Annotated in this window: 11 protein-coding genes; 2 read left to right on the top strand and 9 right to left on the bottom strand. The window is 70.5% G+C overall.

Features of this window, described 5'->3' with window-relative positions:
* Positions 1 to 3: 3 nt before the first annotated feature.
* The 7 genes from STRVI_RS08625 to STRVI_RS08595 all read right to left on the bottom strand — a co-directional run bounded on the left by STRVI_RS08625 (position 4) and on the right by STRVI_RS08595 (position 7661).
* Positions 4 to 801 carry an ABC transporter permease gene (locus STRVI_RS08625; protein WP_014055246.1) on the bottom strand — a complete coding sequence of 266 codons (798 nt, stop codon included), beginning with the start codon at positions 799 to 801 and terminating at the stop codon, positions 4 to 6.
* On the bottom strand, positions 798 to 1868 hold the full coding sequence (locus tag STRVI_RS08620) for an ABC transporter permease (protein WP_014055245.1): 1071 nt from the start codon (positions 1866 to 1868) through the stop codon (positions 798 to 800). The genes STRVI_RS08625 and STRVI_RS08620 overlap by 4 nt, the downstream gene beginning before the upstream one ends.
* The gene (locus STRVI_RS08615) at positions 1865 to 3028 is read right to left on the bottom strand and encodes an ABC transporter ATP-binding protein (RefSeq protein ID WP_014055244.1); all 1164 of its coding nucleotides are present in this window, start codon (positions 3026 to 3028) and stop codon (positions 1865 to 1867) included. The genes STRVI_RS08620 and STRVI_RS08615 overlap by 4 nt, the downstream gene beginning before the upstream one ends.
* Before the next feature lie 20 nt (positions 3029 to 3048).
* A complete protein-coding gene (locus STRVI_RS08610; RefSeq protein WP_014055243.1) occupies positions 3049 to 4299 on the bottom strand; it encodes a polyamine ABC transporter substrate-binding protein in 1251 nt (416 codons plus the stop codon).
* Between the two features lie 80 nt (positions 4300 to 4379).
* A complete protein-coding gene (locus STRVI_RS08605; protein WP_014055242.1) occupies positions 4380 to 5900 on the bottom strand; it encodes a gamma-aminobutyraldehyde dehydrogenase in 1521 nt (506 codons plus the stop codon).
* A gap of 267 nt (positions 5901 to 6167) precedes the next feature.
* Complete coding sequence (locus tag STRVI_RS08600) at positions 6168 to 6590, bottom strand: DUF4190 domain-containing protein (protein WP_014055241.1); 423 nt, start codon at positions 6588 to 6590, stop codon at positions 6168 to 6170.
* Positions 6591 to 6743: 153 nt separating this feature from the next.
* Positions 6744 to 7661, bottom strand: coding sequence for a DUF4190 domain-containing protein (locus STRVI_RS08595; protein ID WP_014055240.1), 918 nt, complete (start codon positions 7659 to 7661; stop codon positions 6744 to 6746).
* A gap of 112 nt (positions 7662 to 7773) precedes the next feature.
* On the opposite strand from STRVI_RS08595, the gene STRVI_RS08590 reads away from it, so the two are divergent.
* Together STRVI_RS08590 and STRVI_RS08585 are read left to right on the top strand one after the other, a co-directional pair.
* Entirely contained in the window at positions 7774 to 8796 is a 1023-nt protein-coding gene (locus STRVI_RS08590; protein ID WP_014055239.1) for an adenosine deaminase, read from the top strand.
* Complete coding sequence (locus STRVI_RS08585; protein WP_014055238.1) at positions 8793 to 9482, top strand: glycerophosphodiester phosphodiesterase; 690 nt, start codon at positions 8793 to 8795, stop codon at positions 9480 to 9482. Before STRVI_RS08590 ends, STRVI_RS08585 begins: the two co-directional genes overlap by 4 nt.
* Positions 9483 to 9528: 46 nt before the next feature.
* Here STRVI_RS08585 and STRVI_RS52540 read toward each other — a convergent pair whose 3' ends face one another.
* Both STRVI_RS52540 and STRVI_RS08575 read right to left on the bottom strand, forming a co-directional pair.
* A complete protein-coding gene (locus STRVI_RS52540) occupies positions 9529 to 10773 on the bottom strand; it encodes a hypothetical protein (protein ID WP_014055237.1) in 1245 nt (414 codons plus the stop codon).
* Between the two features lie 98 nt (positions 10774 to 10871).
* Positions 10872 to 12323 (bottom strand): gamma-aminobutyraldehyde dehydrogenase, encoded by a 1452-nt coding sequence (locus tag STRVI_RS08575; protein ID WP_014055236.1) that lies wholly within the window; start codon positions 12321 to 12323, stop codon positions 10872 to 10874.
* Between the last annotated feature and the right edge of the window lie 37 nt (positions 12324 to 12360).

The following is a 12360-nucleotide window of genomic DNA, read 5'->3' as shown; positions in this document are numbered from 1 at the left end:
TTTTCAGCTCCTCTTGCGGCGGGCGCCGGCCAGTTGGCCGGCGAGAACGCACAGCACCGCGACGGCGAACATCGCCGTTCCGATCACATTGATCTGCACGGGCGTGCCGCGCTGTGCGGATCCCCAGACGAACATGGGGAAGGTCACGGTCGAACCGGCGTTGAAGTTGGTGATGATGAAGTCGTCGAAGGAGAGCGCGAAGGACAGCAGCGCGCCGGCGGCTATACCGGGCGCGGCGATCGGCAGGGTGACGCGCACAAAGGTCTGCGCCGGGGAGGCGTAGAGGTCCTGGGCGGCCTGTTCCAGCCGGGGGTCCATGGACATCACCCGCGCCTTGACGGCCGTCACGACAAAGCTCAGGCAGAACATGATGTGGGCGATGAGGATCGTCCAGAAGCCGAAGTCCACGCCCATGTTGAGGAAGAGGGTGGCCAGCGAGGCGGCCATGACGACCTCGGGCATGGCCATCGGCAGGAAGATCAGGCTGTTGACCGCGGAGCGGGCCCGGAAGCGGTAGCGGGCCAGTGCGAAGGCGATCAGCGTGCCGAGGAGGGTCGCGCCGATCGTCGCCCATACCGCGAGCTTCAGGCTGAGCGAGAGCGAGCCGCACATGTCGGCGACGCCGCACGGATCGGTCCAGGCCTCGGTGGAGAACCGCTGCCATTCGTAGTTGAAGCGCCCGTTGGGCTTGTTGAAGGAGAAGACCAGGACGACGACGTTGGGCAGGATCAGATACGCGAGGGTGCCGAGCCCCGCGATGACCACCAGGTTCCGCCGTATCCAGCGCGTCAGGGCCGTCACACCAGGTCCTCCGTCCCGGACTTGCGGATGTAGATGGTGACCATCGTCAGGATGGCCGCCATGAGGATGAAGGACAGCGCCGCCGCCGTCGGATAGTCCAGGACCCGCAGGAACTGCGACTGGATGACGTTGCCGACCATCTTCTGGTCGGCGGAGCCGAGCAGTTCGGCGTTGATGTAGTCGCCCGTGGCGGGGATGAAGGTGAGCAGCGTGCCCGCGACGACCCCCGGCATGGACAGGGGGAAGGTCACCTTCCGGAAGGTGGTGACGGGCCGGGCGTAGAGGTCGCCCGCGGCCTCGTGGAGCTGGGGGTCGATGCGCTCCAGGGAGGTGTAGAGCGGGAGGATCATGAAGGGCAGGAAGTTGTACGTCAGCCCGCAGACCACCGCGAGCGGGGTGGCCAGCACCCGCTGTCCCTCGGTGATCCCCAGATAGCTGGTGACGTCCAGGATGTGCAGCGAGTTGAGCGCGCCCACCACCGGGCCGCCGTCGGACAGGATCGTCTTCCAGGCGAGGGTGCGGATCAGGAAGCTGGTGAAGAACGGCGCGATGACCAGGATCATCACCAGATTGCGCCAGCGGCCCGCCCGGAAGGCGATGAGATACGCGAGCGGATAGCCGAGCACCAGGCACATCACGGTGGCGGTGGCGGAGTAGAGCACCGAGCGCAGGAACTGCGGGTAGTACTCGCTCAGCGCGTCCCAGTAGGTCTGGAAGTGCCAGGTGACCTTGAAGCCCTCGTCGAGGGAGCCGGTCTGGACGGAGGTCGACGCCTGGTAGATCAGCGGCGCGGCGAAGAAGATCAGCAGCCAGAGGATGCCGGGGAGCAGCAGCCAGTAGGGCACCAGCCGCTTGCGGACGGCGGGCTTGAGGAGGGGCGGCTTCTGTACGGGCTCGGGTACGGGCCCGGCGGCGTCCGGCGGGGCGTCGGGAGTCGCCGTCGCGCTCCCCTCTCCCCGCTCAGTCCCGGCGCGCTCCAACGCGCGGGCTTCCCTCGTCACTGCTCGCTCCTTCGTCGCTGCGCGGCTCCTCAGTCCAGCCCGCGCAGCGCGCCGGGACACGCTCATGGGGCCTCCTCGTCCAGCTCCGTACCGGCGTCGATGTCCTGGGTCGCGTCGAGGCCGAAGGTGTGGGCGGGGTTCCAGTGCAGGACGACCTCGGCGCCGGGGACGAGCCGGGCGTCGCGCTCGATGTTCTGCTCGTAGACGGTGATCTCGGGGCAGTCCGGGGTGGTGATGAGGTACTGGGTGGAGACGCCGATGAAGCTGGAGTCGGCGATCCGCCCGGTGATCCGGTTGCGCCCGTCGGGGATGGTCCCGGCGTCCTCGGCGTGGGTCAGGGTGATCTTCTCGGGACGGACCCCTACCAGCAGCTTCCCTCCCGTGCGGACGGGAGCGCTACATCGGTCGGCGGGCAGTGAGAGCTTGCCGCCGGCGGCGGCGAGGACGAGGTCGCCGCCGCTCTTGTCGGTGATCTCGGCCTCGATGAGGTTGGAGGTGCCGAGGAAGTTGGCGACGAAGGTGGTGCCGGGGTTCTCGTAGAGGTCGGCGGGGGCGCCGCGCTGTTCGACCCGGCCGCCGTTCATCACCGCGACCGTGTCGGCCATGGTCATGGCCTCCTCCTGGTCGTGGGTGACATGGATGAAGGTGATGCCGACCTCGGTCTGGATGCGCTTGAGCTCAAGCTGCATCTGACGGCGCAGCTTGAGGTCGAGCGCGCCCAGCGGTTCGTCGAGCAGCAGCACCCGCGGGTGGTTGATCAGGGCACGGGCGACGGCGACGCGCTGCTGCTGGCCGCCGGAGAGCTGCTGCGGCCTGCGGCGGGCGAAGTCGCCGAGCTGGACCAGCTCCAGCATCTCCTCGACCTGCTTCTTCACCGACTTGACGCCGCGCCGGCGCAGTCCGAAGGCGACGTTCTCGAATATGTCCAGGTGCGGGAAGAGGGCATAGCTCTGGAAGACCGTGTTGACGGGCCGCTTGTGGGGCGGGAGGGCGGTGATGTCCTCATCGGCGAGCCGGACGATGCCGCTGGTGGGCTCCTCCAGTCCCGCGATCATGCGCAACGTGGTGGTCTTGCCGCAGCCGGAGGCGCCGAGCAGGGCGAAAAAGGAACCGGCGGGCACGTACAGATCGAGCGGCTGGACGGCGGTGAAGGACCCGTAGGTCTTGCTGATCCCGGTGAGACGGACGTCGCCGCCGGAGGCCGGGGTGGCACTGGGGTCGGTCATGGGGTGGCTTCCCTCGTCTATCAGGCGCCGGTGAGCTTGGTGAACTTTTCCTCGAAGGCTGTCTCTTCCTCGCTCGACAGCGAGCGGAAGGCATGAGACTTGGCGGTCATCTCCTCGTCGGGGATGATCAGCGGGTTCTCCGCCAGGTCCTTGTCGATCTTCGCCAGCTCATCGCGGACCCCGTCGACCGGACATTGGTAGTTGATGAAGGCGGCGACCTTCGCGGCGTTCTTGGGCTCGTAGTAGTAGTCGATGAGCCGCTCCGCGTTCTTCTTGTGGCGCGCCTTGTTCGGAACCAGCAGATTGTCGGTGGAGGTCATAAAGCCCGCGTCCGGGACGGCGAACTCCACCTGGGGCTTGTCCAGTTGGAGCTGGACGAGGTCGCCCGCCCAGGCCACGCACGCCGCCAGGTCGCCCTGGCCGAGGTCGCCGGTGTACTCACCCCCGGTGAACCGGCGGATCTGCCCGCGGTCGACGGCCTTCTGAATGCGGGCGAGGGCGGCGTCATAGTCGTCGGCGGTGACGTCCTCCGGCCGCTTGCCCATGTCGAGCAGGGTCAGCCCGACGGTGTCGCGCATCTCGGTCAGCATGCCGACCCGGCCCTTGAGCTTCGGGTCCTCCAGGAGCTGCGTGATGGAGGTGACCTTACGGCCGCCGGTGGCCTTCTTGTTGTACGCGATGACGGCGGGGATGCCGGTCCAGGGGTAGGAGTAGGAGCGGCCCGGGTCCCAGTCGGGGGTGCGGAAGCCCTCGGCCAGGTTGGCGTAGGCATGCGGCAGGTTGGCCGAGTCCAGCTTCTGCATCCAGCCGAGCCTGATCATGCGGGCGGCCAGCCAGTCGGTGACGCAGATGAGGTCACGGCCGATGCTCTGGCCCGCGGCGAGCTGCGGCTTGATCTTCCCGAAGAACTCGACGTTGTCGTTGATGTCCTCGGTGTACTTCACCGCGATACCGGTACGCCGCTGGAACTCGTCCAGGGTGGGGTGGCGCTTCTTGTCCTCGCTGATGTCCATGTACTCCGACCAGTTGGAGAAGTTGACCTTCTTCTCCTCGTCGGAGTGGTCATCGGAGGCGTTGTTCGCGTCGGTGCGCCCCGCGGGCGGGATACCGCAGCCGCCGAGCGCCCCGAGCCCGCCGACGGCGATGGCCCCGGCGCCTCCCGCACGCAGCAGGGAGCGGCGGGTGAGCGCCATCCGGCCGCTGGTCATGGAGCGCCGTATCGCGGCGATCTGCGGTGGGGAGAGGCTCTCGGACTCGTGCCGTGCTTCCATAAGCTGTGCCTTTCGAGGGTGTCGGCCGGTGGCGGCCGGCCGAGGCCACGCGGAGGTGGCCGCACATTCAGGTCTGTCGGTCAGGTCTGTCGATCTCCGAAGACCGTGCGGTGCCAGTCCTTGCGGACCACTGCGGTGTTGTCGAACATCACGTGCTTGACCTGCGTGTACTCCTCGAAGGAGTACGCCGACATGTCCTTGCCGAAGCCGGACGCCCGCACACCGCCGTGTGGCATCTCGCTGATGATCGGGATGTGGTCGTTGATCCAGACGCAACCCGCCCGGAGCTCGCGGGAGGCGCGGCCCGTCCGATAGACATCGCGGCTCCAGGCGGAGGCGGCGAGACCGTAAGGGGTGTCGTTGGCGAATGCGATCCCCTCGTCGTCGCCGTCGAAGGGGAGGACCGCCAGGACCGGGCCGAAGATCTCGGACTGGACGATCTCGCTGTCCTGGGGCGCGCCGGTGATGAGCGTGGGCCGGTAGTAGGCGCCCTTGGCGAGGTCGCCGCCCGGGGCGTCGCCGCCGGTGACGACGGTGGCGTAGCCGCGGGCCCGGTCCACGAAGCCCGCCACGCGGTCGCGCTGGGCGTGGGAGACCAGCGGGCCGAGGTCGGTGTGCGGATCGAAGGGGTCGCCGAGCCGTACGGACGCCATGAGATCGGCGACGGCGGCGACGAACGCGTCGTACAGCGGGCGCTGGACATACGCGCGGGTGGCCGCGGTGCAGTCCTGTCCGCTGTTGATCAGGGCGCCCGCGACGGCGCCGTGCGCGGCGGCCTCCAGGTCCGCGTCGTCGAAGACGACGAAGGGCGCCTTACCGCCGAGTTCGAGATGGATCCGCTTGACGGTGGAGGTGGCGAGTTCGGCGACGCGCTTGCCGACCGCCGTCGATCCGGTGAAGGAGGTCATCGCCACCGCGGGGTGGGAGACCAGCCACTCGCCCGCCTCCGGGCCGGTGCCGCTCACCACGTTGACGACGCCGTCCGGGAGGCCCGCCTCCGTGGCCGCCTGCGCGAACATCAGCGAGGTCAGGGGCGTCAGTTCGGCGGGCTTCAGCACGATGGTGTTGCCCGCGGCGATGGCCGGGAGGACCTTCCAGGCCGCCATCTGGAGGGGGTAGTTCCAGGGGGCGATGGAGCCGATGACCCCAATGGGCTCGCGGCGGATGTACGAGGTGTGGTCGCCGCTGTACTCGCCGGCGGCCTTGCCCTCCAACTGGCGGGCGGCGCCCGCGAAGAAGGAGGTGTTGTCGATGGAGCCGGGCACATCGAACTCGGTGCTGAGCTTGATGGGCTTGCCGCACTGCAGCGACTCGGCACAGGCGAGGTCGTCCGCCCGCTCGGTGAGCACCGCGGCGAAGCGGTGCAGCGCGTCGGACCGCTCGCCGGGGGTGGCGCCCGCCCATTCGGGGAAGGCGGCCTCGGCCGCGGCCACGGCGGCGTCGACATCGGCCGCACCGGCGAGCCGGTAGCTGAACACCTGCTCGCCGGTGGCCGGGTCGACGACCTGATGCGTGCTCTCGGAGCCGCCCTGGCGCAGGCGGCCCGCGATGTACTGGGCACCGTCGGCGAACCGCTCCGTCACGTCGAACCGCTGATCCATCGCGCTCTCCTCCGCCGGTCCGCCCCAACGAGGCGCGGCGTAGCTCCAACCGGAATTGAAGGCTGATCCTGACAGAGAGCCTTCGCTTCAACAAGGGATTCCGTTGTTGCTTTTTGATTTCGCGACGGATTCAGTGATCAGAGCGGCCCCGGCGTCACCGTTTCCGCGCCGGATCCCGGTCCGGACCGACGGTTTGGACAGCCGGGCCGGATGCCCGGCTGATGTCGGTGTGGATGCCGGTCCGGATGATTGGTCCGGAGCGCCGGTCTAGAAGATGGAGTCGATGGCGGCGTCCACCGCCGCGACGTAGATCATCGGGAGCACCATGCCGATGATTCCGCAGACCAGACCGGCGGTGGCCGAGCCTCCGTTGTTCGCCTGACCTCGGCCGACCTTCCCCTTGCCTATGGCGCCGAAGATGATCGCCAGGATGCCGAGGATGACCGCGAAGACCCACAGGAAGTAGGTGATTCCGCAGACCAGGCCGACGATGCCGCACACCAGCGCGGCCGTGCCCATGCCGTTGTTCAGCCGCATCGGCATCCCGGCCGCCCCCGGGTGGACGGGCGGCGCGGCGGGGTAGCCGGCTCCGGGGTACTGCGGTGGCTGGGCCGGTGGCGGGGGCGTGGCGTAGGGATTGGCCTGGGGGTCGTACGGATCCTGCGGCGGGCCGGGCATGGCGCTGGACATCGGTGGTCTCCCCTCCTGGTAAACGTCCGGCAATGTTATGGGCATGCCGCATTCCGGGACAGGTCGATTGCCCAGGTCGGCGCCGCTGTCGGCGGTGCCTGTCGGTGAGGGGTGGGAGCGTCCCCGGAGGCCGGTCGCGTTGCGGGAGGCGCGTCAGCTACCGATATCGGCGGGCGGGAGCACCGCCGCGTTCGAGACATCGGCATAGCCCGGATCGTCACCGCTGTCCGAGCCGTCGTCCTCGGTGGCGATGTAGACAAAGATCATGACGACGCTCGCCACCACGGCGACCACCCCGAGGATCACCCCGGCGAGCGCGGAACCGCCGTTGGTCGCCTCGCCGCTTGCCGCCCTGGCGCGGCCGAGCGCCCCGAAGACGATCGCGAGCACACCGAGGATGATGCCGAACACGATGCTCGGGGAGAGGACCAGGCCGATGATGCCGAGCACCAGGGCGGCCGTGCCATGGCCGTTGTTGGGCACAGACGTCCTGCCCGGCCAGCCCTGGCCGTACGTCCCCCCGGGATAGGCGGTGCCGGGGTAGGCGGCGGGGTTGGCGGTGCCCGGATATCCGGAGCCGGAGTATCCCGTGCCGGGGTGGGCGGTGCCCGGGTAGCCGTAGCCGGGATAGCCCGGCACCCCGCCGTACGGGGACTGCTTGGGGGGCGCCTGCTGCCCGTAGCCGGTGTGGCCGTATCCCGGCTGGGCGTATCCGGTCGGCCCGTAGCCCGCCGGGCCGTACGGCCCGGCGGCCGGATAGGCACTGGGCGTGCCCGGGCCGGTCGGCGCGGGCGGCGGCGGGGGCACCGCGCCCGGCGCGGCCACGGGGCCCGGCGGGGGCGTCGGGCCCGGCATGGCGGTATAGGAGGTGAGGGTCGGCTGCTCGGCCACCGGGCGGCGGGGAGCCGGTTTCCCTTGTTCGGCCGCCGCCTGGTCCATCGGGCTTTTGTCCATCGCGACCCGCTGCGCCGGAGGAGCCCAGGGATCGCGCTCGCGTGGTTCGGGCTGCCTCGGCTGCCCGGGCCGCCCTGGCTCATCCTGCGGCTCGGACGGGTCGTGCTGGTCGGCCATGAAGCTCCCCCACAAAGACGTCCGCCCATGCTACGGCCTGTGGCGAGCCCGTCGGCGACACACCATACGATGACCGGAACCCGCCGTCGGCGGGCGTCTCCCGGAGGTTTCGTTGACCGATCTGACCACCTTCATCGCCGGGCTGCCCAAGGCGGAGCTCCATGTGCACCACGTGGGGTCGGCGTCCCCGCGCATCGTGGCCGAGCTGGCCGCCCGGCACCCCGACTCCAAGGTGCCCACCGACCCCGAGGCCCTCGCCGAGTACTTCGTCTTCCGGGACTTCGCGCACTTCATCGAGATCTATCTCTCCGTGGTGGACCTGATCCGCGACGCCGAGGACGTCCGGCTGCTGACCTACGAGATCGCCCGCGACATGGCCCGGCAGAACATCCGCTACGCCGAGCTGACCGTCACCCCCTACAGCTCGACCCGTCGCGGCATCCCGGACACCGCCTTCGTGGAGGCGATCGAGGACGCCCGTAAGGCGGCCGAGTCGGAGTTCGGCACGGTGCTGCGCTGGTGCTTCGACATTCCCGGCGAGGCCGGTCTCGAGGCCGCCGAGGAGACCGCCCGGATCGCCTGTGAGCTGCGCCCCGAGGGGCTGGTCGGCTTCGGCCTCGGCGGCCCCGAGATAGGGGTGCCGCGCCCCCAGTTCAAGCCGTACTTCGACCGCGCCATCGCCGCCGGGCTGCGCAGCGTGCCGCATGCGGGCGAGACCACCGGACCGCAGACGATCTGGGACGCCCTCATCGAGCTGCGGGCCGAGCGCATCGGCCATGGCACCAGCGCCGTCCAGGACCCGAAGCTGCTCGCCCATCTCGCGGAGCATCGCGTTCCGTTGGAGGTCTGCCCGACCTCCAACCTCGCCACGCGCGCCGTCGCCACGCTCGATGAGCACCCCCTGAAGCAGATGGTCGATGCCGGGGTGATCGTCACGATCAACAGCGACGACCCGCCGATGTTCGGCACCGACCTCAACACCGAGTACCAGGTCGCGGCCCGGCTGCTGGAGCTGGACGCGGCGGGCGTCGCGGCGCTCGCGAAGAACGCCGTCGAGGCGTCCTTCCTGGACGCCGAGGGCAAGGCGCGGCTCGCCGCGGAGATCGACGCCTACACGGCGGTCGCGGGCCGATGAGGGCGGCGGGGGCGCGATGCGTCCCGGTCGGCCACCGCGGCGACCCGTATGTGTGCCGTGAGAACACCCTGCCCTCGATCCGCTCCGCGGTGCGCGCGGGGGCGGGCGCGGTCGAGATCGACGTACGGCTGACCCGGGACGGTGTGCCGGTGCTGCTCCACGACGCCACGCTGAAGCGGCTGTGGGGCCAGGACCGGCCGCTGTCCGGGCTGACCGCCGACGAGGTGCGGGAGCTGACCGGCGGGGGCGTCCCGACCCTGCGCGAGGCCCTCGCGTGCGCCGGCTCCACCCGGCTGCTGATCGATCTGCCGGACGCGTCGGCCGCGCCCGCCGCCGTCGCCCAGGTGCGGGAGAGCGGGGCGGGCGACCGGGTGTACTACTGCGGCGCCCTGCCGGCCCTGCACGCCGTGCGCCGCGCGGAGCCGCACGCCGAGATAGCGCTGACCTGGACCACGCTCGCCCCGCCCGGTGCGGCGCTGCTGGCGGCGCTGCGCCCCCGGTGGCTCAACTACCGCTTCGGGCTGGTCTCCCGGGAGCTGGTCGCCCGCCATCACGCCGACGGGCTGCTGGTCTCCGCCTGGACCGCCGACACCCGGCGGTCGATGTCCCGGCTGCTGCGGGCGGGCGTCGACGGGATCACCACCAACCGGGTCGGAGCCCTGGCGGCCCTTCTGCTCGGCAACTGATCAGCGGCTGACCGCGCGGTGGGCGGAGGCGCCGCCCACCCACAGGTCATTGCTGCCCGCGATGACGACCTTCCCGTCGGCGCGGGTGGTGATGGCCGAGGGCAGCGAATCGCCGCAGCCGAGCTCGGCCCGTTCGGCGTCCTGGCCGAAGCCGCCGGTCCCACACCATGCCGCAGAAGATGTGCTCCCCGCTGCGGAGCCCGAGGAGCACCAGCGAACCCGAGCCGTCGACGCTCGCGCCCCGTATCCGCCCCTCGCCCAGCGCCGAAGTGTCCTCGACCGTCCAGTACAGGCCGTCCGCGCTGGTCAGCACGGACGGCCGGTCGGGCTTGCCGTAGTCCTCGCGGCCGCCGTAGGACCGGGCGCCGTAGGCGATCCACCGGCCGTCGTGCCACAGCACGCCGCTCACCGGGGCGTAGCCGTGCAGCCGGGGGGTGAGCGCGGCCCGCCAGGTGCGTCCGCCGTCCGTGGACGTCCATACCGGCAGCCGCGGCCGCCCCTGGCCCTGGGCGTTGCCGCCGATGGCCACGATCCGGCGGCCCTCGGCGGCCATGGCCAGGACGCCCGTCCTGGTGAGGGAGGCGTCCGAAGCGGCGGGCAGTTCGGGGAGCCGTTGGCGCCGGACGGTCCTCCCCTGGTCCGCGGAGATCCACACCGTCGGTACGAGCCGCCGCTGCTCGGTCACCGAACCGCCGAGGACCAGCCGCTGCCCGCTGCGCACCATGACGGCCGCGCCGCCCGGATCCCGGGCGCCCGGTTCGGCATCCGGATCCGGCTCCACGGGCGGGACCTTGAGGTCGGCCAGCCGGTGGACGCGCCCCGAACGCTCGAGGCGCGAGAGGGACGTACCGGCCGCGTACACCGAGCCGTCCTCGCCGGGCAGCAGCGCCCTCCCGGCGAGCCCGCCGCCGCCCCAGCCCTCGGCGCCGTTTCCCGGAGCCATGTCCCCGGGCACCTCGCCGGGGGTTGCCCCGGTCTCCGGCGCCGGATCGAGCGAGAGCTTCGTACAGGCCGCGTCGCCGGTCCAGTTGACGCCCACGTCGCGGTGGCCGTTGCTGTACGTGCCGACGCCGAGGACGCAGTCGCCGTACGGCACGAGCGCGCCGAGCCCGTGCTCACCGCCGCCGTCCTTGGCGATCGCCGGGTACTGCACCGCCCCGGCGTAATGCCGGAACCCCAGCTCGGACGCGGCCGGGCCGCCCGGCTTCTTCTCGCCGCAGCCCGCGATGGCCGCCAGGATCGCGGCGGCCGCCACGATCCGCAGACGTCCGGATTTCCCCCACTTGGCCATGACAGGGGATCCTGCCATGACCAAGTGACAAGCCCGGCGCGGCAATCGGCCGGGATCGGCTCGGAATCAGCCGGGGGCGGCCCGGAATCGGCCCGGGGTCAGCCCAGCGACGTCATGACGTGCTTGATGCGGGTGTAGTCCTCGAAGCCGTAGGCGGAGAGGTCCTTGCCGTAGCCGGACTTCTTGAAGCCGCCGTGCGGCATCTCGGCGACCAGCGGGATATGGGTGTTGATCCAGACACAGCCGAAGTCCAGTGCCTTGGACATCCGCATCGCACGGGCGTGGTCCTTGGTCCACACCGACGAAGCGAGGGCGTACTCCACGCCGTTGGCGTACGAGATCGCCTGTGCCTCTTCCGAGAAGGTCTGCACGGTGATGACCGGGCCGAAGACCTCGTTCTGGATGATCTCGTCGTCCTGCTTGAGCCCGGAGACCACGGTGGGCGCGTAGAAGAAGCCCTTGTCGCCGACCCGGTGGCCGCCCGCCTCGACCTTGGCGTGGGCGGGGAGCCGGTCGATGAAGCCGGAGACCTGGGCCAACTGGTTGGCGTTGTTCAACGGCCCGTACAGCGCGTCCTCGTCGTCGGGCGCGCCGGTCTTGGTCTCGGCGGCGGCCTTGGCGAGCGCGCTCACGAACTCGTCGTGGATCGACTCATGTACCAGCACCCGGGTGGCGGCCGTGCAGTCCTGGCCCGCGTTGAAGAAGCCCGCGACCGAGATGTCCTCGACCGCCTTGGGGATGTCGGTGTCCTCGAAGACGACCACGGGGGCCTTGCCGCCGAGCTCCAGATGCACCCGCTTGACGTCCTTCGAGGCGCTCTCGGCGACCTGTTTGCCGGCCCGCACCGAGCCGGTGATGGACGCCATGGCGGGCACGGAGTGCTCGACCATGAGCCGGCCGGTCTCGCGGTCGCCGCAGATCACGTTGAAGACGCCCTGCGGATGGCCCAGTTCCGCCAGCACTCCGCCGATGATCTCGGCGATCAGCACGGTGGAGGCGGGGGTGGTGTCCGAGGGCTTGATGACGACCGTATTGCCCGCGGCGAGGGCCGGGGCGAACTTCCATACGGCCATCATCATCGGGTAGTTCCACGGTGCGACCTGGGCGCAGACCCCGACCGGCTCACGCCGGATGATCGAGGTGAGCCCCTCCATGTACTCACCGGCCGAGCGGCCCTCCAGCATCCGGGCCGCGCCCGCGAAGAAGCGGATCTGGTCGATCATCGGCGGGATTTCCTCGTCCCGCGTGAGACCGATCGGCTTGCCGGTGTTCTCGGACTCGGCGGCGATCAGCTCCTCCGCCCGTGCCTCGAAGGCGTCGGCGATCTTGAGCAATGCCTTCTGGCGCTCGCCGGGCACCAGGTCGCGCCAGGCCGGGAAGGCGGCCTCGGCGGCGGCCATCGCCGCGTCCACGTCCGCGGCGCCCGACAGCGGCGCGGTGGCGTAGGGCTCGCCCGTGGCCGGGTTGACCACCTCCGTGGTCCGCCCGTCCGCGGCGTCCCGGAACGCTCCGTCGATGTAGTTGCGCAGACGACGCAGTTCGGTGGTCACGTGCCACCCCTCCTGTCAGCTGTCCGATGGGTGAGAC

The sequence above is a fragment of the Streptomyces violaceusniger Tu 4113 genome, assembly GCF_000147815.2.
Taxonomy (GTDB): domain Bacteria; phylum Actinomycetota; class Actinomycetes; order Streptomycetales; family Streptomycetaceae; genus Streptomyces; species Streptomyces violaceusniger_A.
This window is presented reverse-complemented; position numbering and strand designations above follow the sequence as displayed.

Excerpts from the sequence above, each read along its gene's own strand:
- STRVI_RS08620 (WP_014055245.1), bottom strand. The coding sequence starts at position 1,868 with ATGAGCGTGTCCCGGCGCGCTGCGCGGGCTGGACTGAGGAGCCGCGCA.
- STRVI_RS08615 (WP_014055244.1), bottom strand. The coding sequence starts at position 3,028 with ATGACCGACCCCAGTGCCACCCCGGCCTCCGGCGGCGACGTCCGTCTC.
- STRVI_RS08610 (WP_014055243.1), bottom strand. The coding sequence starts at position 4,299 with ATGGAAGCACGGCACGAGTCCGAGAGCCTCTCCCCACCGCAGATCGCC.
- STRVI_RS08605 (WP_014055242.1), bottom strand. The coding sequence starts at position 5,900 with ATGGATCAGCGGTTCGACGTGACGGAGCGGTTCGCCGACGGTGCCCAG.
- STRVI_RS08600 (WP_014055241.1), bottom strand. The coding sequence starts at position 6,590 with ATGTCCAGCGCCATGCCCGGCCCGCCGCAGGATCCGTACGACCCCCAG.
- STRVI_RS08595 (WP_014055240.1), bottom strand. The coding sequence starts at position 7,661 with ATGGCCGACCAGCACGACCCGTCCGAGCCGCAGGATGAGCCAGGGCGG.
- STRVI_RS08585 (WP_014055238.1), top strand. The coding sequence starts at position 8,793 with ATGAGGGCGGCGGGGGCGCGATGCGTCCCGGTCGGCCACCGCGGCGAC.
- STRVI_RS52540 (WP_014055237.1), bottom strand. The coding sequence starts at position 10,773 with ATGGCCAAGTGGGGGAAATCCGGACGTCTGCGGATCGTGGCGGCCGCC.